At 33.4% G+C, this 22708-nt stretch carries 20 protein-coding genes; 17 read left to right on the top strand and 3 right to left on the bottom strand.

Going from position 1 to position 22708, the window contains the following annotated elements; all coding sequences use genetic code 11:
* Positions 1 to 22 precede the first annotated feature (22 nt).
* Positions 23 to 775: a DNA repair protein RecO gene (gene recO, locus C7J90_RS09420; protein WP_103208092.1), complete on the top strand. Its 753-nt coding sequence runs from the start codon at positions 23 to 25 to the stop codon at positions 773 to 775.
* Positions 776 to 1328: 553 nt separating this feature from the next.
* Positions 1329 to 1787, top strand: a complete 459-nt coding sequence (tnpA, locus tag C7J90_RS09415; protein WP_106465105.1) for an IS200/IS605 family transposase — start codon at positions 1329 to 1331, stop codon at positions 1785 to 1787.
* A 187-nt stretch (positions 1788 to 1974) separates the two neighbouring features.
* On the opposite strand, the gene C7J90_RS09410 is transcribed toward tnpA, so the two are convergent.
* The gene (locus tag C7J90_RS09410; RefSeq protein WP_103210460.1) at positions 1975 to 3366 is read right to left on the bottom strand and encodes a glycine--tRNA ligase; all 1392 of its coding nucleotides are present in this window, start codon (positions 3364 to 3366) and stop codon (positions 1975 to 1977) included.
* A gap of 400 nt (positions 3367 to 3766) precedes the next feature.
* Here C7J90_RS09410 and ccpN point away from each other — a divergent pair, with 400 nt between their 5' ends.
* The 6 genes from ccpN (at position 3767) to C7J90_RS09380 (ending at position 10148) form a co-directional block, all read left to right on the top strand.
* The gene (gene ccpN / locus C7J90_RS09405) at positions 3767 to 4390 is read left to right on the top strand and encodes a transcriptional regulator CcpN (protein WP_103210458.1); all 624 of its coding nucleotides are present in this window, start codon (positions 3767 to 3769) and stop codon (positions 4388 to 4390) included.
* A gap of 11 nt (positions 4391 to 4401) precedes the next feature.
* Positions 4402 to 5220 carry a pyruvate, water dikinase regulatory protein gene (locus C7J90_RS09400; RefSeq protein ID WP_106465139.1) on the top strand — a complete coding sequence of 273 codons (819 nt, stop codon included), beginning with the start codon at positions 4402 to 4404 and terminating at the stop codon, positions 5218 to 5220.
* Between the two features lie 69 nt (positions 5221 to 5289).
* Positions 5290 to 7074, top strand: a complete 1785-nt coding sequence (dnaG, locus tag C7J90_RS09395; protein WP_106465138.1) for a DNA primase — start codon at positions 5290 to 5292, stop codon at positions 7072 to 7074.
* Positions 7075 to 7091: 17 nt separating this feature from the next.
* Positions 7092 to 8201: an RNA polymerase sigma factor RpoD gene (gene rpoD / locus C7J90_RS09390; RefSeq protein ID WP_103209231.1), complete on the top strand. Its 1110-nt coding sequence runs from the start codon at positions 7092 to 7094 to the stop codon at positions 8199 to 8201.
* A 179-nt stretch (positions 8202 to 8380) separates the two neighbouring features.
* Positions 8381 to 9055, top strand: coding sequence for a tRNA (adenine(22)-N(1))-methyltransferase (locus tag C7J90_RS09385; RefSeq protein ID WP_103209229.1), 675 nt, complete (start codon positions 8381 to 8383; stop codon positions 9053 to 9055).
* Between the two features lies 1 nt (position 9056).
* Entirely contained in the window at positions 9057 to 10148 is a 1092-nt protein-coding gene (locus C7J90_RS09380; RefSeq protein ID WP_103209227.1) for a Nif3-like dinuclear metal center hexameric protein, read from the top strand.
* 136 nt (positions 10149 to 10284) lie between these two features.
* Here the strand turns inward: C7J90_RS09380 and C7J90_RS09375 are convergent, their stop codons facing one another.
* Complete coding sequence (locus tag C7J90_RS09375) at positions 10285 to 11253, bottom strand: 4-hydroxy-3-methylbut-2-enyl diphosphate reductase (protein ID WP_103209226.1); 969 nt, start codon at positions 11251 to 11253, stop codon at positions 10285 to 10287.
* Positions 11254 to 11521: 268 nt separating this feature from the next.
* Between C7J90_RS09375 and C7J90_RS09370 the strand changes: the two genes are divergently transcribed.
* From C7J90_RS09370 to C7J90_RS09350, 5 genes are all read left to right on the top strand, one after another.
* A complete protein-coding gene (locus C7J90_RS09370) occupies positions 11522 to 12862 on the top strand; it encodes a DEAD/DEAH box helicase (RefSeq protein ID WP_103209224.1) in 1341 nt (446 codons plus the stop codon).
* A 5-nt stretch (positions 12863 to 12867) separates the two neighbouring features.
* The gene (locus C7J90_RS09365) at positions 12868 to 13758 is read left to right on the top strand and encodes a deoxyribonuclease IV (protein WP_103209223.1); all 891 of its coding nucleotides are present in this window, start codon (positions 12868 to 12870) and stop codon (positions 13756 to 13758) included.
* 193 nt (positions 13759 to 13951) lie between these two features.
* On the top strand, positions 13952 to 14722 hold the full coding sequence (locus tag C7J90_RS09360) for a metal ABC transporter ATP-binding protein (RefSeq protein ID WP_103209221.1): 771 nt from the start codon (positions 13952 to 13954) through the stop codon (positions 14720 to 14722).
* The gene (locus C7J90_RS09355; protein WP_103209220.1) at positions 14719 to 15591 is read left to right on the top strand and encodes a metal ABC transporter permease; all 873 of its coding nucleotides are present in this window, start codon (positions 14719 to 14721) and stop codon (positions 15589 to 15591) included. Before C7J90_RS09360 ends, C7J90_RS09355 begins: the two co-directional genes overlap by 4 nt.
* Positions 15569 to 15976 (top strand): Fur family transcriptional regulator, encoded by a 408-nt coding sequence (locus C7J90_RS09350; RefSeq protein ID WP_103209218.1) that lies wholly within the window; start codon positions 15569 to 15571, stop codon positions 15974 to 15976. The genes C7J90_RS09355 and C7J90_RS09350 overlap by 23 nt, the downstream gene beginning before the upstream one ends.
* 39 nt (positions 15977 to 16015) lie before the next feature.
* On the opposite strand, the gene ispG is transcribed toward C7J90_RS09350, so the two are convergent.
* The gene (gene ispG / locus C7J90_RS09345; protein WP_103209216.1) at positions 16016 to 17131 is read right to left on the bottom strand and encodes a flavodoxin-dependent (E)-4-hydroxy-3-methylbut-2-enyl-diphosphate synthase; all 1116 of its coding nucleotides are present in this window, start codon (positions 17129 to 17131) and stop codon (positions 16016 to 16018) included.
* A gap of 279 nt (positions 17132 to 17410) precedes the next feature.
* Between ispG and C7J90_RS09340 the strand changes: the two genes are divergently transcribed.
* The 4 genes from C7J90_RS09340 to pstC all read left to right on the top strand — a co-directional run bounded on the left by C7J90_RS09340 (position 17411) and on the right by pstC (position 22708).
* Positions 17411 to 18010, top strand: coding sequence for a superoxide dismutase (locus C7J90_RS09340; protein ID WP_103209215.1), 600 nt, complete (start codon positions 17411 to 17413; stop codon positions 18008 to 18010).
* Between the two features lie 274 nt (positions 18011 to 18284).
* Positions 18285 to 20321 (top strand): peptidoglycan D,D-transpeptidase FtsI family protein, encoded by a 2037-nt coding sequence (locus tag C7J90_RS09335; protein WP_103209213.1) that lies wholly within the window; start codon positions 18285 to 18287, stop codon positions 20319 to 20321.
* Between the two features lie 175 nt (positions 20322 to 20496).
* Entirely contained in the window at positions 20497 to 21456 is a 960-nt protein-coding gene (locus C7J90_RS09330; RefSeq protein ID WP_103209212.1) for a PstS family phosphate ABC transporter substrate-binding protein, read from the top strand.
* 352 nt (positions 21457 to 21808) lie between these two features.
* A complete protein-coding gene (gene pstC / locus C7J90_RS09325) occupies positions 21809 to 22708 on the top strand; it encodes a phosphate ABC transporter permease subunit PstC (RefSeq protein WP_416060879.1) in 900 nt (299 codons plus the stop codon).

Here is a 22708-nt window from a genome sequence, read left to right as displayed (position 1 = left end):
AAAACCTCAGGATGGTGACAATGTGCTAGTAAAACAAAAAGGCATCATCATAAAAGTAGTAGATTATGGTGAATCCGATAAAATTATCACTATTTTAAATGAACATGGTGCTAAAGTTCCACTTATGGTAAGGCGCGCTAAAAAAGTAAAGTCAGGCTTACAAGCTACAACTCAACTTTTTGTTTATGGATTGTTTATCTACAATAAATGGCGTGGAATGGGGACCTTAAATTCAATCGATGTGATTGATTTAAATTATGATTTAAGAACCGATATCTATGTAAATAGCTACGCAAGCCTATGTTTAGAAACAATTGATAAAGCTATGGAAGACATTGAAACAAGTCAGCCATTGTATGATTTACTTATGTTCGCTATTAGCCGTATTCAACAAGGTGTTTCAGCACAACTCATCGCTAATATCGTGTTGTTAAAATGTATGCCTTATTTCGGGTTTAATGTATCGTTAAACCGATGTGTCCTAACAGAAAATACAAATCCCGCTTCATTTGCCGGGTATAGCTTTCGCTACAATGGTATTATTTCGAAAGAAGTTAAGCACCGTGACGAACATGCATTACCGCTTTCAAACAAGACGATTTATTTAACAAGTGCTTTAATACAATTGCCGTTGGATAAGATAAATGAAATACGTATTCATGCAGATATTATAGAAGAGATGTCACAGTTTATTTTATTATTATATCGAGAATATGCAGGAATATTTTTTAAAAGTCAACGCCTTATTAATCAACTTAAGCGACTCGAACAATAAAACAATCATTAAAAAAACTTCGAATCTAAGACTTATCGATTCGAAGTTTTTTTGTGATTTATTAGGGTTCTATAGTAAATCGGACTGGTGTATAAATAATTTCATTTATTTAATTGATCCATAAAGCCTCGCTTTTCTAGGCGCCTCGCCTCAACTCATTTTAAGGTTGAACTTACCCAATCTTAAAATGGATTTTCGGTTACGGCAAGATGCCTCAGAAGTCTCGGCTTAGGAATCAATCAAATGTGCTATATTTATTCACACCCCTAAGTTATAAAATATGTTTTACCAACTCAATTTTACTGATTTATGTTGTATTAAAAGAGGCATTAATGTTCAAGACTTTATGACCACACAACAAAAAAGGCGTTAAGCAATCCATTATTGCATAACGCCTTAATTAATGACTTCAGTCAGTTGAGCACGTAAAACGTGCGAAACAATAAACCACCTGCTATGCGGGTGGGCAACAAAAGTTATACTAAAAAAATCCCTGCTTAGCGTTATAATTAAGGTGTTCAAGCCAAATTAATAACGAAAGTAGGGATTTTTTATGGCTAATAAAGCCAAGAGTTTAGCACATACAAAATGGATGTGTAAATACCACATTGTATTTACTCCAAAGTATAGAAGAAAAATCATATACAATCAATACAGACCATCAATTATTGAAATTATAAAGTTATTGTGCAAATACAAAGGTGTGGAGATTATAGAAGGACATATGATGCCAGATCATGTACATCTATTAGTGAGCATCCCACCCAAAATAAGCGTTTCAAGCTTTATGGGGTATTTAAAAGGTAAAAGCGCTTTGATGATATTTGATAGACATGCAAATTTGAAATACAAATTTGGAAATCGTCACTTTTGGACAGAAGGATATTATGTAAGTACAGTTGGATTAAATGAAGCTACAATAAAAAAATATATACAGAATCAAGAAAAACACGATAAAGCGATTGATAAGTTGAGCGTAAGAGAATATGAAGACCCTTTTAAGGGTTATTGAAGTTAGTCAAAAGCCTCTTTAGAGGCTAGCTAAAGAGACAATGGCATTTTGGCTTGAGCATGAAATGAAAAAGCCAGCGTCTTTAGACGCTAGCCGGTAAAGCGGGCTTATAGCCCAAGAGCAAACCACCCGTTTTACGGGTGGTCCTGATTTAATGCGACCAGTCCAATTTGACTGAGAGCCTTTATTAGAAGCGTGTTTTTTCTGATAAGAATGTAGAAAGTTCATTAATTGGCATACGAACTTGTTCCATTGAGTCGCGATCACGTACAGTAACTTGATTATCTTCTAATGAATCAAAATCAAATGTAATGCAATACGGTGTTCCGATCTCATCTTGACGACGGTAACGTTTACCAATTGATTGAGATTCATCGAAATCAATTGTAAATTCACTGCTTAGTTGCTCATAAACTTTCATAGCATCTTCAGAAAGTTTTTTACTAAGTGGTAATACAGCAGCTTTATAAGGTGCAATTGCAGGATGGAAACGTAATACAGTACGCGCGTCTTTACTGCCTTCTACACCTTCTTCTTCATATGCATCACATAAAAATGCTAAAGTGACACGATCCGCACCAAGAGAAGGTTCAATACAGTATGGTAAATATTTTTCATTCGTTTCTGGGTCATGATATTTGAAGTCCTCACCTGAATATTCACTGTGTTGTTTTAAGTCATAGTCTGTACGACTTGCAATTCCCCAAAGCTCTCCCCAACCAAATGGGAATCGGTACTCGATATCAGTTGTTGCATTTGAATAATGTGACAATTCATCTTCATCATGATCACGTAAGCGCATATTTTCTTCCATTATACCTAAATCTTTTAACCATTTTGCAGCAAAATCTTTCCAATAGCTTTGCCATTCAATTTCAGTACCTGGTTTACAGAAAAATTCAAGCTCCATTTGTTCAAATTCACGCGTACGGAAGATAAAATTACCTGGTGTAATCTCATTTCGGAAGGATTTACCAATTTGACCAATGCCAAATGGTAATTTTTTACGCATTGAGCGTTGAACATTTTTGTAGTTAACGAAAATACCTTGTGCAGTTTCTGGACGTAAGAAAATTTCATTTGTAGAGTTTTCTGTAACACCTTGGAATGTTTTAAACATTAAATTAAATTGGCGAATATCAGTCCAGTTTGAAGTCCCACTAACTGGGCATTTAATACCTTCTTCATCAATGATGCGTTTCATTTCATCAAAACTCAAACCATCTGCAATAAAGTTTTCATCACCTTTTTCGTTTGACATATAATCCTCAATAAGCTTATCAGCACGATATCGAATTTTACTATCTTTATTGTCAATCATAGGATCATTGAAGTTACTCAGGTGACCAGAAGCTTCCCAAGTCTTAGGATTCATTAAAATAGCAGCATCTAGTCCGACGTTGTAAGGTGATTGCGTAATGAATTTTTTCCACCATGCTTTTTTGATATTATTCTTCAATTCAACACCTAATGGACCATAATCCCAAGTATTCGCTAGTCCACCATAAATTTCACTACCTGGAAATACAAATCCTCTGTGTTTCGCTAATTGTACAATTGTATCCATATTTTTTTCCATCATTATCCACTCCTTAAATATAAAAAGCCCCAAGCCAAAGATATTAAACTTTGCCTTGGGACGAATTATTATAATCCGCGGTTCCACCCAAATTAGTGTATCCACTCACTTATATTCATAATCTTTAAATTGCCAATTAATGTGTTAAGCTTTCACTATCCTTAACTCGCTTTATAATAATTTTAGGACATAATGATATGAAAGGCAAGTAAAATCATAATTGTAACGCATTCTAATACAAGTTATAATAGTAGGGTATGCACATAGAAAATAATTTTAATTGAATTTAGCATAGAAAGGTTCAAATTTGTATTAAATATAATGCTAATATTTAGAAGAGGAGGCAGTTCTGCTATTTAATTAGCATAACCGATGTGGTTTTAAATATGCAGAGATCAAGATAGAACTCAATCAAAGACAAGAACGTATAGTAGAAATTGTCAAAAGTCAAGGGCCTATCACAGGTGAAAAGATTGCACAACATCTTAATTTAACACGTGCAACATTACGCCCAGATCTAGCAATTTTAACAATGGCAGGTTATTTAGAAGCTAGACCACGTGTGGGTTATTTTTATTCAGGTAAATCAACCGCACAACTTCTCACTGAAAAATTGAAACAATATGTTGTAAAAGACTATCAATCACACCCAATCATTTTAAAGGATAATGTCACAGTTTATGAAGCTATTTGTTCAATATTCATTGAAGATGTAGGGACGTTATTCATTGTGAATGATGATAATGATTTAGTTGGAGTATGTTCAAGAAAAGATTTATTACGGGCTTCAATGGCAGGACAAGATATCCATAAATTGCCCATAAATGTTATTATGACACGTATGCCAAATATAGTGCTGCTAGAACAAAATGACTTGGTTTTATATGCTGCAAAACAAATGATTACTAAAGAAATCGACTCTATACCTATCGTTAAAGAAAAATCAAATGGCAAATATGAAGTGACGGGACGTATTTCCAAAACAACAATTACAAAACTTTTTGTATCCTTATTTGATGAGTAGGAGGTTAACACATGTCAAATATTAAAATCATTATCGCCTCAGATTCAGTTGGTGAAACTGCTGAATTAGTTGCTAAAGCTTGTATCTCTCAATTCAATGTTTCAGAAGATACTTCAAATATATTACGCTATCCATATATTGAAAGCGAACAAAATATTGATGAAGTTATTGCTGTCGCACGCGAAAATAAAAGTATCATTGTCTATACTTTAGTTCGTCCACATATTAGAAAGTATATGGAAGAACGTATTCATCGCTATCAATTAAAATCTGTAGATATTATGGGACCTATGCTTAATTTATTAAAAGAAAGTTTAGAATTAGAGCCATTCAATGAACCTGGTATCGTACATAAGTTAGACGAAGATTATTTCAAAAAAATTGAAGCGATGGAATTCGCAGTAAAATATGACGATGGTAAAGATCCAAAAGGATTGCCTAAAGCAGATATAGTATTAATTGGCGTATCTCGAACTTCGAAAACGCCAATTTCACAGTATTTAGCGCACAAGCGTTATAAAGTTATGAATGTGCCAATTGTTCCTGAGGTGACACCACCAGAGAAACTATTCGAAATTGACCCGAAAAAATGTATCGCACTTAAAATTAGTTCAAAAAAGTTAAATGCAATTCGAAAAGTTAGATTAGAACAATTAGGTTTATCACACTCAGCACGTTATGCGGATGACAAACGTATTGAAGAAGAGTTACAATACTTCAACCAAATTGTTGAACGAATTGGTTGTCCAGTTTTAGATGTTACTGATAAAGCTATTGAAGAAACGGCAAATAATATTATTCAAATTATTGAGCATAATCATTCTTTTTAGCACCTATTAACTGTATAATAATTAAACTGTTTAAAAAAATTATACAAATTCACAATTATGGTGATAGCGATGAGTATTCCACAAAATGTAATCAATGAAATTAAATCAAAAACCGATATTTTAGATGTAGTAGGTGAATACGTTAAATTGGAAAAAAGGGGACGCAATTACATCGGTTTGTGTCCTTTTCATGATGAAAAAACGCCGTCGTTTACAGTGTCCGAAGATAAACAAATATGCCATTGCTTTGGATGTAAAAAAGGGGGCAACGTCTTCCAATTTATTCAAGAAATTGAAAATGTTTCCTTTACTGAAGCAGTTAAGTCATTAGGTGAACGCATCAATATTAAAATAGAAACGGCATCACAACAATCTGAACATCATATTGCTTCGGATGATTTAGCTATGATTCAAATGCATGAAATGCTGTTGGATTATTACCATTATATGTTGAAAAAAACGGTTGAAGGAGAAGCAGCATTAAACTATCTTTATGAGCGTGGATTTACTGACGAAATGATTGATGATAGAAAAATAGGTTATGCTCCTAATACATCACACTTTGCGACAGATTTTATTCAGAAAAAAGGTTATGATGTTCATTTGGGATATGAAGCAGGATTATTGTCTCGAAATGAAGTTGATTTTAATTATTATGACCGCTTTAGAGACCGTATTATTTTTCCACTTTCTAACGCTCAAGGAAGAGTTGTAGGTTTTTCTGGAAGGACATATACAAATCAAGAGCCTAAATATTTAAATAGCCCAGAAACACCTATTTTCCAGAAAAGAAAGCTTTTATACAATTTGAATAAAGCGCGTAAATCCATACGCCAACAAGACGAAGTGATTATACTGGAAGGATTTATGGACGTTATTAAAGTTTCCAGCGCTGGAATTCAAAATGTCGTTGCGAGTATGGGAACACAAATATCGGACTCACATATCACGTTTCTAAAAAAAATGTGTGGTAATATCACATTAATGTTTGATGGTGATTTTGCAGGTATAGAAGCAACATTAAAAATAGGTCAAAATTTAATAGAACATCATTTTGATGTCTTTGTGGTGCAAATGCCTTCTAAGATGGATCCCGATGAATACATTGAAAAGTATGGTCCAGAGCAATTTAAAAATTTTGCAAACCGAGAGAAAAAAGCATTTGTCACTTTTAAATTGAAGCAACATCAAAATGACATACTTAATAATGATTTAGAATATGAGAAAAACTATAAAACATTTATTACGGATGCATCAAAAATAAAGTCTAATATCCTTAGAAATAAGGTCATACAAGATGCCTCTGAAGTGTTTAAAATGAGTGTAGATAGTCTAAATAAAGAAATAGATAGGGTAAGTCCCAAATCTAGTAGTCATTCTAAACCTATTTCAGTTCAAAATAGCTTGAATATAGTGACGAATAAATATGAAAAAGCAGAGTGTGCACTTTTAAAACACTTTATTAATGATAAAGAGCTATTTTATAGTTATTATGAAAATATCGAAGCAATAGACTTTACAAATGCACAATTTAAAAGTATATTTAATATTTTACGGGACTTTTATTCCGAACACGAGAAATTTGAAGTTAGTGAATTTATGTCTTATATTAATCAGAGCGAATTAAAAGAAGTGTTATTCTATTTAATAGATTATCCACTTAATCGAGAACCCTTTGAAAATGAAATAATTGATTATATTAATATTATGACAGAACATCGCTATTCAGAGTCAATTGAATCTCTTCATAACAAGTTAAGAGAAGCGACTCGGATTGGAGACATCGAATCTCAAAAATACTTTTTAGAACAAATAGTAAATAAAAAAAGAGCAAAATTAAAGAGTCAAGATTAATTTCGGGAGGCCTTTTTATGTCAGATAACCAGGTAAAAGTAATCAAAAAAGAAACCATCGATCCGACACTTACATTAGAAGATGTAAAAAAACAACTTATTGAAAAAGGTAAAAAGGAAGGTCATCTTAGTCATGAAGAGGTAGCGGATAAGTTACAAAACTTTGATATGGATTCAGATCAGATGGATGAATTTTTCGACATGATTAATGATAATGATATTCAACTTGTTAATGAAAAAGATAGTTCAGATACTGATGATAAATTAAATCCAAATGATTTAAGTGCCCCTCCAGGCGTTAAAATTAATGATCCGGTTAGAATGTATTTAAAAGAGATAGGGCGTGTAGATTTATTAAGTGCTCAAGAAGAAATCGAGCTAGCTAAGCGTATTGAACAAGGGGATGAAATTGCTAAATCTCGTCTAGCTGAAGCTAACTTACGCCTTGTCGTGAGTATTGCTAAAAGATACGTAGGTCGTGGCATGCTATTTTTAGATTTAATCCAAGAAGGTAATATGGGATTAATCAAAGCTGTTGAAAAATTTGATTTCAGTAAAGGATTTAAATTTTCAACTTATGCCACTTGGTGGATACGACAAGCCATTACGCGTGCAATCGCCGACCAAGCACGTACAATACGTATTCCTGTGCATATGGTTGAAACAATCAACAAATTAATTCGTGTGCAACGACAATTATTACAAGATTTAGGACGAGATCCTGCTCCAGAAGAAATTGGTGAAGAAATGGATTTACCACCAGAAAAAGTGCGTGAAATTCTAAAGATTGCTCAAGAACCCGTGTCTTTAGAGACACCAATAGGCGAAGAAGATGATAGTCATCTTGGTGATTTTATTGAAGATCAAGAAGCACAAAGCCCTTCTGATCACGCAGCATATGAATTGCTAAAAGAACAACTTGAAGATGTACTCGATACATTGACAGACCGCGAAGAAAATGTATTACGTCTTCGATTCGGTTTGGATGATGGCCGTACGCGTACCCTTGAAGAAGTCGGTAAAGTTTTTGGCGTAACACGTGAACGAATTCGTCAAATCGAAGCAAAAGCATTACGTAAATTACGACATCCAAGTAGAAGTAAGCGCCTAAAAGATTTTATGGATTAAGTATGTTGTGAAATTAGCTCAATTTTTACCATTTTGACAATTGAATTTTAATATAGTTATCGTTAAAAACGACTCATATTCTTTTATTTTGAGTTTATTATTGTGGGACATGAAAATTCATTTGTCATATTGGATTTCTGTTCCACTTTTTTATAGTTAAGTTTAAGGAGAAAAATATTATGATGCCCATCAATAAACGTCTTAAAAAAGTAAGTGAATTTGTCAAAGGAGATATTTTAGCAGATATTGGCTCTGATCACGCATATTTACCAATGTATTGTCTTCAAAATGGTAAAATACAAAAAGCGATTGCTGGAGAAATTATAAAAGGCCCTTATGATGCTGCAGTCAAAAATGTTGAACTATATGGTTATCAAAATGACATAGATGTTAGACTAGGTAACGGACTTACAATCTTAAATAAACACGATTTGATTGATACTGTAACAATTTGCGGCATGGGAGGGCCATTGATTACTAAGATATTAAATGAAGGATTTTCCTATTTGATACAAAAGCCACGTTTTGTTTTACAATCAAACATTCAATCTGAACCGATAAGACGTTTTCTTCAAGAACATAATTATCAAATTATTGAAGAAGTATTAATTAAGGATCGACATCATATATATGAAATTATAATAGCAGAACCAGGTCAAATGAAACTTTCCAATAAAGCATTTCGTTTTGGTCCATTTTTACTTAAAAATAAAAATAGCTTGTTTTACGAAAAATGGGAACGTGAATATGAAGCGCTAGATAATATATTACAAAATTTAGATCCAAAGCTGCATCACAATCGATATAGTGAAATACAATATAAGCAAGAAGAAATCAAAGAGGTGTTATCATAAAATGAAAATCCGAGAACTACTTGAAATACTGGATAAAAAAGTTCCTTTTAATAGTGCGGAATCATGGGATAATGTTGGACTATTAATTGGTGATTCATCAAATGAAGTGAATGGTATTTTAACTGCTTTGGATTGTACTTATGATGTGGTAGAAGAGGCTATCGATCTCAAATATAATACAATTGTTGCACATCATCCATTAATCTTTAAAGGGGTTAAATCCATTATTAACGACGACGCATATGGCTCAATCATATATAAATTAATTCAAAACAACATTAACTTAATTGCATTACATACAAACCTCGACGTACACCCAAATGGTGTCAATGCAATGTTAGCACACCAAATAGGACTTGAAAATTTAAAGGTATTAAATCCTCAAAAAGAGCAATTTTATAAAGTGCAAGTCTTTATTCCTAAAGAAAACGCAGATACTTTTAAAGACGCACTCGACCAAAATGGGTTTGCGAAAGAATCTAATTATGAATATTGCTTTTTTAATTCTGATGGGACGGGGCAATTTAAACCAGTTGATAATGCAAATCCAACATTAGGCCAACTAAATGTAATTGAAAATGTACAAGAAGCTAAAATTGAGTTTATGATAGGAAAGTCTCAATTTGATAAAGTTATTAAAATCATTCATCAATATCATCCATATGAAGTGCCTGTTTTTGATATGATACCGATGGATCGTTTGTCAGATACTGGTTTAGGAATGATAGGGGAATTATCAGAGTCGCGCTCTATCGAGACATTTGTTAAGCATGTTAAATCTGCTTTAAATATACCTAGTGTCAAATTTACAGGAGACATACATTCCCGGGTGAAGAAAATAGCAATTATTGGTGGAGCAGGGATAGGATTTGAATATTCAGCGCAAAAACAAGGAGCCGACTTGTTTATTACAGGGGATATCAAACATCATGAAGCGTTAGATGCAAAAACAAATGGAATGAATTTACTTGATATCAACCATTACAGTGAATATGTTGCAAAAGATGGCTTGGTTAGCTTAATAAGTGAGTGGACAGATTATGATAATATCAGAGCCTCACAAATTAATACAGATCCATTTAAATACATGTAGCGATTTTGAAATAAATTATACTCACATTTAAGCAGGATTCAAGTCGAACCGAAAATATTCAAACTCGTCTTTTGAAACGTGTTAGGTTCTACTAGAAATCCTGCTTTTGGGGTTTAATGACTTTAATTTCAGTTAATTATTCCATGATTTTAACAGGTTTTGCTTTTTTTATTTTAGGCAATATCTTGTCAACAGGAACACTAGATTGTGTTACATGTGTCTCAGGATTCATTGGGTCGTAATTTTTAAAGAAATTGATAACTTCTTTGACAATTGGTGTTGGAGTTGATGCACCAGCAGTAACAGCTACTGTTTCTACACCATCTAGCCACGTTAAATCTAATTGCGAGATATCAGCAATACGATATGAACGTGTATGCGCAATATCTTTTGATACTTGTGCTAATCTATTAGAATTATTACTTTTAGGATCTCCTACTACAATGAGTAAATCTGCGGCACCAGCTTGATCGGCTACTGCCTCTTGACGAACTTGAGTCGCTTGACAAATTTCTTTATGCTGTTCGATATGCGGATATTTATCTTTTAAATCATCCATCAAGTGCATAACATCCCATTGGGACATCGTTGTTTGATTCGTTACAATAAGTGGATGTTGACTTAATGTTTCTGGTAATGATTCAACGTCATCTTTAGTTTCAACTAGGTGAACAACATCGGGTGCAACACCTACAGCACCTTCTGGCTCAGGATGCCCTTTTTTACCTATATAAATGATATGGTATCCTTCAGATTTCTTTTCTCTGATTAGTTCGTGAGTATTTTCAACATCAGGGCATGTTGCATCAATACAAGTTAAACCTTTTTCTCTAGCACGTCTTTTGACTTCTGGTGAGACACCATGTGCTGTAAAAATAACAGTCCCTTTATCTATCTTCTCTAATATTTCAAGACGATTAGGCCCGTCTAAAGTGATAATACCATCTGTCTCAAAAGCATCTGTGACGTGTTTGTTATGCACAATCATACCTAATATATATATAGGTCTTGGTAAATTAGGATCTAATGAAGCGTTCCGAGCGATAACCATTGCATCTACAACGCCATAACAGTAACCCCTAGGTGTAATTTTAATTATTTCCATAATATTCACGAACCTCCTTCAATGGTATATTATATCAATTACAAAGCGTGTTTTAAATCAATATACAATTCTTAAGAGGTATTATTTTGATTCCAATTGCAATTCATACTAAACTAGGCTTGACTAGTAAGAATATTATTTTCGTACGCTACAACTATTCAGTTCTTATCAATGATGATGAATGACTCTTAAACTATACATTTTAGTTATTTTCTTATAACCTAAATTCATTTATAATATAGAGATGAACCTTTAAGGAGGCCAAATTATGGCAAACCATCCATTTGAACAATTTCGCTTTGATGACGAAATAATTAAAGCAATTTCTTCATTAAAATTTAACAAACCAACAGATATTCAACAACGTGTCATTCCAAAAATTATGAAACGAATGAATATCATTGGTCAATCACAAACAGGTACTGGAAAATCTCATGCATTTTTGTTGCCACTTTTCCAACAACTTGATGCTAATATAGAAGAACCTCAAGCGATTATAGTAGCACCAACAAGAGAATTAGCAACGCAACTATTTCATGCGGCTTTACAATTAAGTGAGTTTAAATCAAACATCAAAGTAAGTCTATTCATAGGCGGCAATGATTTTGATAAAGATTTACAAAAAACAACTCATCAACCTCAATTGATTATTGGGACACCAACGCGAATCAATGACTTAGCCAAGAAAGGTGCACTACATGTTCATTTAGCACATTATTTAGTCATTGACGAAGCTGATTTAATGATTGACTTAGGCCTAATTGAAGAAGTTGATCAAATTGCATCTAAATTAGACAAAAACGCAAATATGGCAGTATTTAGTGCAACTATACCTAAATCACTCTATCCGTTTTTAAATAAATATTTAGAACAACCTGAATTTATTAAAATTGATCATACTTCAATGAATAAAAGTAGTATTGAATTTTATCTCATCCCAACAAAAGGCGCGGATAAAATTGATAAAACAGTTAAACTCTTGAACATACTTAATCCTTATTTAGGTATTATTTTCTGCAATAGTCGTGACAGTGCAAATGAACTTTCAGAGCAGCTTTTACAACACGGGATTCAGTTCGGAATGATACACGGTGGATTATCACCACGAGAAAGAAAGCAACAAATGAAACGTATCCGAAACTTAGAATACCAATATGTCATAGCAAGTGATCTTGCTTCACGTGGTATCGACATTGAAGGGGTAAGCCATGTTATTAATTTTGATGTACCTAAAGATATTAACTTCTTTACGCATCGTGTTGGACGAACAGGACGAGGTAATTACAAGGGGATTGCTATCACGTTATATACACCAGATGAAGAAAGTTTAATTCATCAAATAGAACAAAAAGGATATATCTTTAGCACTGTAGATATTAAAGACGATGAGTTAAAACCCATCAAAGCTCACAATACGAGACGCTTACGTCAAAAGCAAGATGACCATATTACTCAAAAAGTAAAACATAAAGTTAAAAAAAATACACAGAAAAAAGTAAAACCAGGATATAAAAAGAAATATAAACAAGAGCTTGAGAATTTAAAAAGACAAGAAAAAAGACAACACAGTCGTAGAAAAAATAGACTTAACCGAAAAGGGAAAGGATGAAAATGATGTTAATTGGATCACACGTTTCAATGAGCGGTAAAAAAATGCTTGAAGGCTCAGCAATTGAAGCTAACAGCTACGGTGCATCTACGTTTATGATATACACAGGAGCACCCCAAAACACACGTCGAAAAGCAATCGAAGACCTTAACATACAAGCTGGTCAAGAGGTTATGAAAGCGCATGGCTTAAGTAATATCGTAGTCCATGCCCCGTATATCATTAATATTGCTAACACTCAAAAACCAGAAGTGTTTGAACTAGGTGTAAACTTTTTACAAAATGAAATTGAACGTACAGAAGCGATAGGCGCAAAAGACATTGTTCTACACCCGGGTGCACATGTTGGGGCAGGCGCTGATGTAGGAATTAAACGTATTATCGAGGGGCTAAATGAGGTATTAACAAATAACAATGATGTACGTATTGCTCTAGAAACAATGGCTGGTAAAGGATCAGAAATTGGACGAACATTTGAAGAGCTTGCACAAATTATTGATGGTGTTCATCATAATGAACGTTTATCTATTTGTTTAGACACATGTCATATTCACGATGCAGGTTACAATATCGTAGAAGATTTTGATGGCGTACTCAATACATTTGATAAAATTATTGGGGTTGAACGTATTAAAGTCGTACACGTTAATGATAGTAAAAATCCATTAGGCGCACGTAAGGATCGCCATGAAAACATTGGCTTTGGCCACATTGGGTTTGACACATTAAGTTACATTGTACATCATGAACAGTTTAAAGATATACCTAAAATTTTAGAAACACCGTATGTAGGTGAGGATAAGAAAAATAAAAAGCCGCCTTATCAATTTGAAATTGAAGCGCTGCGTAACAACCAATTCGATCCGAATATGAAAAATCACATCTTAACTGTTTAAACTTAACGCAGATACTAAATTAAAATACTAGGGCTGAGGCATTCTTGTCTCAGTTCTATTTGTTGTAATCAATCATTCGAAACTTGTTTTGTTGATTAAAGCAACATAGTGTGATAACACATATATCTCTTCGTAAACGTTACTATTTACTTTTGAAACTGATAGATGTATAGTATTGAAATGAGGTGAACTTATGGCACAACCTATTTTCGAATTAAAAAATATTGATTTTTTCTACGATCACAAAAAAGTGCTTGAGAACATTAATATACAGATTAAAAAGGGCGAATTTTTAGCAATAGTGGGTCCAAACGGCGCTGGTAAATCCACTCTACTTAAATTAATGTTAGGTCTGTTGCAAATTCAATCCGGTGAAATATTAGTGGAAGGCGAATCATACCGTAAAAAAGCCAACTCAGATAAAATCAGTTACGTATCCCAAAAAGCTTCATCTGCTACTCTAGGCTTTCCAGCAACAGTTAAAGAAGTTGTTTTAAGCGGTTTAACGCGAAAAAAAAGAATACTTAGATGGTTTAATCGTGCAGACGATATGAAAGTCGATCAAGTTCTAGAGCGCTTAAATATCAAAAATCTTAAGTATAAAAATATATCCTCATTATCAGGAGGTCAGCAGCAGCGTGTTTTAATTGCCAGAGCGCTCGTTTCTAATCCGTCAGTTCTTATTTTGGACGAACCTACAAACGGGATTGACGCAAAGCATATTGAAGAATTTTATACTACATTAGCACACCTCAAAAATGAAGGCGTAACAATTATTCTTGTTACACATGATATTGGCGTTGTAGCTGATACCGCTACTGAAGTGGCATGTTTAAATAAACACCTCCATTTCCATGGTACAACTTCTGAATTTAAATCACTTGATGAAGTGGAAATTTCAAAAATTTATGGTCACCCAGTCAAATTTGTTGACCATAAGCATGATAGGGATTGTTGCATATGATTGATGCATTATTAAATTTTGAATTCATTAGATACTCAATGATAAGCGGATTACTAGTTGGACTCATCGCACCATTAATAGGTACCTTTATAGTAGTAAGAAGGCTATCGCTTATTGCAGATGCATTAAGTCACGTTACATTAGGTGGAATTTCATTTAGTATGTTTTTGATGACATTAACGCCTTTTTTCAGTCAGATTAATCCTATTTGGACAGGTATCCTGTTTTCAATTGTAGGTGCGCTTTTAATTGAAAAATTGCGAACTTCATATAAAAATTATCAGGAAATCGCTATTCCTATTATTATGAGTGCTGGCATTGGATTAAGTGCCATTTTCATTTCTCTAGCTGATGGGTTTAACCAAGAACTTGTAGGATTGTTATTTGGATCAATTAGTGCTGTATCTTTAAGTGACTTATTGACAATTACAATGATTGTTGTGATTGTGTTGGCTTTCATTATCTCTTTATATAAAGAGCTTTTTATACTCTCATTTGATACTGAATATAGTCAAGTAATTGGTGTGCCTAAATGGATTCAATTTCTATTTATTGTTGTTGTTGCACTTGTTATTTCAGCTTCTATGCGTGTAATTGGTATTTTATTAGTGAGTGCACTGATAACATTGCCGGTAGCTATAGCAATGCGTTGGACTAAAGGATTTAAACAATTCATAGTGCTGAGTATTTTGATTGGTGAATTTTCTGTTATTTCAGGACTTGTAACTGCATTTTACTTAGATATTTCCCCAGGTGGTGTTATTGTTGTCATTTTAGTTTTATTATTATGTCTAACGCTTTTCTTTCAAAAATTTAAGTCAAGACAAATAAAAGGAGCGATTACGAATGAAAACAGTAGAAGCCATTAAAATTTTAAAAGACAACGGGCATAAATACACTGATAAACGTAAAGATATGATTGATATATTTATAAGCGAAGATAAATATATTAATGCTAAATCCGTCCAAAAAAAAATGAACACTCATTATCCAGGCATCTCTTTTGATACTATTTATCGTAATTTACATTTATTTAAGACACTTGGTATTATTGAAGGCACTGAAATGGATGGAGAAATGAAATTTAGAGCAGCATGTACCGCACATCATCACCATCATTTTATCTGCAAATCATGTGGAGATACTAAAGTGATTGAAATGTGCCCGATGCCAGAAATCAAAAAACATTTACCAAACGTTGATATCGAAACACATAAACTAGAAGTATACGGTATCTGTGAAAATTGTAAGTAATCAAAAACCGATTCTATTTTTTCAGAATCGGTTTTTGATTTATCTAATTTTTTCTTGTTCTTTAGAATGATGATTATTATTTTCCCACTCAGCAGCAAGTTTATCAATTTCTATTTTCAACTCATCTACCATAGATGCTTCAGGTACTTTGCGAACAGTCTTACCCTTCATAAAGAGTAATCCTTCGCCTCTAGCTCCAGCGATACCAATATCGGCTTCACGCGCTTCACCCGGACCATTTACAGCACAACCTAATACTGCCACTTTTAAAGGTACTTTGAGTTTTTCAATATAGTCTTCAACTTCATTCGCAATTGAAATTAAGTCAATTTCAATTCGACCGCAAGTAGGGCAAGCAATCAATGTAGCAGCATTACTCGCCAAACCAAATGCTTTTAACAGTGATTTGGCTACTTTAACTTCTTCAACAGGATCGGCTGATAACGAAATTCGACACGTATTACCAATTCCTAAAGCTAAAATAGCACCTAAACCTGCAGAGGATTTGACTGTACCATTAAATAATGTCCCGCTTTCAGTAATACCTAAGTGTAACGGATAATCAAAGGCTTTGGCAGCCTTAGTGTATGCTTCAATCGCTAAATTAACATCACTTGCTTTCATTGATACAATGATATCATGAAAATCTAAATCTTCGAGTATTTTGATATGATGTAATGCACTTTCTACCATTCCATCTGCAGTAGGATAACCATATTTCTTTAAAATATGTTTTTCAAGCGAACCAGCGTTAACGCCGATTCGAATTGGAATACCTTTTTCCTTACAAGCTTCTACTACAGCTTCTACTTTTTCACGTCTACCAATATTACCCGGATTAATACGAATTTTATCCGCACCATTTTCAATAGCAATTAATGCTAATTTATAATTAAAATGGATATCAACAACAAGTGGAATATTAATTTGAGCTTTAATATCCTTAATCGCATGTGCATCTTCTTCATTAGGACATGCAACACGTACAATTTGGCAACCTGCTTCTTCAAGTCTTTTGATTTCAGCTACAGTTGCTTCAACATCATGTGTCTTTGTAGTCGTCATACTTTGAATAACTACCTCGTCAGCGCCACCAATCGTTATATTACCAACTTTAACAGGTCGGGTATTTTTACGATGTGTAATTTCAGACATGTTAGAGACTCCTTTATTACTTGAATTAATATTGAAAATGCACTTTTTGTAAAAGCAAATGTTTCAATGCTATTGATTATTATACAATAAGGACACACTATAATACAAAACAATCTGTTTTCGCATGTTGACATGTTTAAAATAGCGCAAATGAGATAATATATATACTAGTAATAAAAATAGTATATGCGCAACTTGAGTTGTAAGCATATTTATTGTTAGGACTAGCATAAAGTTGGTACAATTAATGTGGAATTAATATTAGGAGGATGATTATTTATGGCTTTTGAATTACCAAAATTACCTTATGCTTATGATGCATTAGAACCACACATCGATAAAGAAACTATGGAAATTCACCATAGCAAACACCATAACACATATGTTACAAAATTAAACGCTACAGTAGAAGGTTCAGATTTAGAAAATAAATCTCTTGAAGATCTTATTGCCAATGTAGATAGTCTTCCAGAAGACAAGAAAACAGCTGTACGTAATAATGGTGGCGGTCATCTTAACCACTCATTCTTCTGGGCACTTTTAACACCTAATTCTGAAGAAAAAGGTGAAGTAGTTGATAAAATCAATGAAAAATGGGGCTCATTAGACGCATTCAAAAAAGAATTTGGCGATGCGGCTGCTGGTCGATTTGGTTCAGGCTGGGCATGGTTAGTTGTGAACAATGGTGAATTAGAAATTGTTTCAACACCTAACCAAGACAATCCATTGTCTGAAGGTAAAACGCCAATTTTAGCTCTTGATGTTTGGGAGCATGCTTACTATTTAAAATATCAAAACAAACGTCCTGATTACATTTCACAATTCTGGAATGTTGTAAATTGGGAAAAAGTAGATGAATTATACAATAAAGCTAAATAATGCTATTAGGTATAAACAGAATTGAGACACAACAACTTTTCTTTTGTCTCAATCTCTCAGTTTTTAGACAAACCTTTCATACAAAAAGGTTTGTCTTTTTTTATATTTAAATGTCATAATTATAAATGGGATTCTGTGTTATCACAGACTCTCCATCGATAAAGCATGACAATAATTCATAAAGATGCAAGAGTATTTAACAAAACATTAGCCAAACGTTACAATATCATATATCATTTATACAGAGAATCAGTTCGAATAGAGGTAGGTAGTATTGCTAAAACGATTAAAAGAAAAAACTAATGATGAAAAAATGCGCAACCATATGAATAAGCGTATCAACTTTTTATTCGGTATTGTTATATTATCTTTCGTCATTATCGTATTACGGTTGGGTTACTTACAAATAGCTCAAGGGGCTCACTACAATCAAATGATACGCGAAAGTGAAAATGTAACAGTCAATGAATCCGTTCCAAGAGGGCGTATATTAGACCGAAATGGCAATATAATAGTCGATAATACGTCTAAAAAATCAATTACATATACGAGAAGTCGAAAAACAAATCAGCACGAAATACTCGAAACTGCCCAAAAATTATCTCATTTGATTAAAATGGATACGAATAAAATTACAGAGCGCGATCGAAAAGATTTTTGGATTATTAAAAATCCTGATAAAGTTGAACAGCTCATGAAAACTGAACAAAAGTTATATGATAGCGGTGATTTGTCTCAAGATGATTACGATAAAGCATTATTAAATAAAATCACTTCAAAAGATTTAAAAAGCTTATCGCAAAACGATTTGCAAGTCTTGGCAATTTATCGTGAAATGATGCAAGGGTCAACTTTAAGTCCAAGAACGATTAAAAATGAAAATGTATCTAATGAAGAATATGCAGCTGTATCACAACGATTATCAGAATTACCAGGTATTAACACAAGTATGGATTGGGATCGAAAGTATCCATATGGTGATACTTTAAGAGGCATATTAGGCGCTGTCTCGACACCTGAAGAAGGTTTACCTAAAGAATTAACTCAAATGTATTTATCAAAAGGGTATTCACGAAATGATAGAGTTGGTAAAAGCTACCTAGAATTACAATATGAAAATATATTACGAGGTAAAAAGAAAGAGATGCGTTATACCACAGACAAATCTGGTGCTATTATTGATTCTGAAGTCATCAATCAAGGTTCTCGAGGAGATGATTTAGTTTTAACTATTGATATCAACTTACAACAAAAAGCCGAAGAGTACATGGAGCGCCAAATTTCTAAATTGCGTTCAGAAGGCGCTACTGATATGGATTCGGCAATGATGGTGATTCAAAACCCTAATAATGGTGACATATTAGCAATGGTCGGAAAACAAATCGACAAAGATGGTTCTCTAACTGATTATGATATAGGCACGTTTACCTCTCAATATGCTGTTGGTTCATCAGTAAAGGGTGGTGTTTTACTTGCAGGCTATCAAAACCATGCTATACAAGTTGGAGAACAAATGGTTGATGAGCCGTTAACGTTTAGCGGTGGTCTTTTGAAACATTCTTATTTCAATCAAGATGGTAGCGTACTTATTAATGATAAAGAAGCTTTAATGCATTCATCTAACGTCTATATGTTTAAAACGGCTTTAAAAATTGCAGGACTTGACTTTAGCCAAGGCATGGCATTGCCACAAGATGTTTCTGAAGCTGGTCAAAAGTTAAGAAAAGGGCTAAATCAGGTCGGCTTAGGCGTCAAAACTGGTATCGACTTACCTAATGAAGTCAGTGGTCAAATTGAACCATTAACAAGCAATCCTGGAAACTACTTAGACTTAGCAATTGGACAATATGATACGTATTCACCACTACAACTCTCTCAATATGTATCAACGATTGCAAACGATGGTTACAGAATTCAACCACATTTAGGTAAAGAAATCCGTAAAGCAACAAATAATGATGAATTAGGTCCAGTAAAACATGCCATTAAAGGAAAAGTACTTAACCGTTTAAACAATTCGCCAGAAGAGATTAGTCAGGTTCAAAAAGGGTTTGATATGGTTTTCAATGAAATTAAAGGTACTGGATATAAAAGCTTTCATGACACAAAAGTAAAGTCAGCTGGTAAAACAGGTACTGCTGAAGTTTTTCAAGATGGAGAACCTAGAGTTAATGCTACATATGTAGGTTACGCTCCTGCTGACGATCCGGAACTCTCTTTTTCAATTGTTTACTCAAATCAGCCTGTTCCAGAACCATGGCTGAATGGCGGTGACCTAGGTCGCGATATCATTAACGATTACTTTAAATAGTTTTATAAAAGTCTTTATACTTAGTAATGAATGATTCGTTTCATTTATTGCTAATGTATAAAGGCTTTTTAAATTAACATAAACTTTACATTAGCTTGATTATGTATTTACATAAGATGCGTATTCTAGAAGTGTAATCAATTGCGAGTGATTATTATTCTAGGAGGATGTTTCAATGAAAAAATGGCAATTAGTAGGGACAACAGTTTTAGGAGCTTCATTAATTTTAGGCGCATGTGGTGGTGCCGGACAAGAATCGAGTAGTGACAATAGCTCAGGTTCTGAAAATACAAATGTTGAAGGTACAGTGAAAGGAAATGGTTCCTCAACAGTAGCTCCTATAATCGAAAAGTTAAATGAAGATTTTTCTTCTAAATTTAACAAAGTAACACTTGAAAATGTTACATCAGGTACTGGTGATGGGTTCAAACAATTTATTGCTGGTAAAACTGATTTCTCAAATGCCTCTCGACCAATCAAAGATGAAGAGAAACAACAGTTAGAAGATAAAAATATCGATTATACTGAATTTCAAATAGCTCAAGATGGCTTGACAGTAGCTGTCAACAAAGATAACGATTTCGTTGATCAATTATCTTTAGATGATTTGAAAAAAATCTATTCAGGTGAGTCAAAGAAATGGTCAGATGTCAACTCAAAATGGCCTGATGAAGAAATTAAAGCTTTCTCACCCGATCAATCACACGGTACTTATGATTTCTTTACTGAAGAAGTAATGGGAGATGCTGAAATTAAAGCAGAAAAGAATCAAAATACAGATGTTATCGTTAGCTCTGTTAAAGATAACAAAAACGGTATTGGATTCTTCGCATATAACTTCTTTAAAGAAAATGAAAATGATTTAAAAGCTGTCAAAATTGTAGATAAAAATAATAAAGCCGTTGAGCCAAATGAAAAAACAATTCAAGATGGTTCATACCCATTAAGTAGACCACTTTTCATCTATGCTAATAATCAAAAATTAAAAGACAATGATGCGTTCGCTCAATTCATGAACTACACATTAGAAGATAAAGGAAAAGCTGCTTCTGCTGTTGATTATGTTGCATTAAAAGATGAAAAATACGACGAACAAATAAAAGAACTTAAAAAACTAACAGGTGACGATAAATAAGCATATCAAACACATTTAAACTAACACTCTAGTAGAGGAGGTTGGGACAAAAGCGGTTAGGATTTGTGTAGAACTAAGCGATGCACAAAATGATTATTCAATTTTGTCGAGCGTGAACGTTCTGACTAATGAATCCTACTTCTAAGGCACTGTAAATCAGAGACGCTTAGAAAATACGCTTTTGTCTCAACCATTAATCGTTTAACAAGCCTTTTGGGAGTTTTAAATATTGACTTTCCAAAGTGAGTAAGGTGTTAAATCAGGATGCAATCCTAATTAATTTGATATAGCTTCTCACTTTTTCTATGTAAAAGGAGTATGAAAAATGAGTTCTCAACAAAAAATACGCAATATGATTCGTAAGCAAAGTGATTCAAGCACATCGATTAGCAATAAAGTTATGCCGGTTATTTTATTTTTAATTGCAATCATTTCAATTTTAACAACAATTGGAATTGTGATTACATTATTAACTGAAACAATTACATTTTTTACACGTGTACCCATTCATAAGTTCTTTTTAGAGACAGATTGGAATCCTTTTTCATCTGATCCTAAATATGGAATTTGGGCTTTAATTATAGGAACTTTAAAAATTACAGTCATCGCAACTATATTTGCAGTACCCGTTGGAATAGGAGCCGCTATATACCTTAGTGAATTCGCTTCGACTAAGGTTAGAAAAATCATTAAACCTATTTTAGAAGTTCTAGCAGGTATTCCAACAATTGTTTATGGATTTTTTGCATTAACGTTTGTAACACCTATTTTAAGAGCTATATTCCCAAATATTGCAAGTTTTAATGCGATTAGTCCAGGATTAGTAGTCGGCGTAATGATAATCCCAATGATTGCTAGTATGAGTGAAGATGCCATGTCATCTGTCCCAAATAAAATAAGAGAAGGCGCATTAGGATTAGGTTCAACCAAGTTAGAAATGATTATCAAAGTCATTATTCCTGCAGCTACTTCTGGGATTATGGCTTCAATTGTTTTAGCTATCTCACGTGCAATTGGTGAAACAATGATTGTATCTTTAGCAGCTGGATCTAGTCCATCATTTGATTTAAGTTTAACAAACTCTATTCAAACAATGACTGCATACATTGTCCAAGTCTCTCAAGGGGACGCTACAAATGGTTCTGACTTGTACTATAGTATTTATGCAGTAGGTTTTACATTGTTTATTTTCACATTAATAATGAACATTATTTCACAATGGATAACAAAACGTTTCAGAGAGGAGTATTAG

Source organism: Staphylococcus felis, from assembly GCF_003012915.1.
Taxonomy (GTDB): Bacteria; Bacillota; Bacilli; order Staphylococcales; family Staphylococcaceae; genus Staphylococcus; species Staphylococcus felis.
The sequence above is the reverse complement of the archived record's forward strand: the minus strand, read 5'-3'. Positions and strand labels throughout refer to the sequence as shown.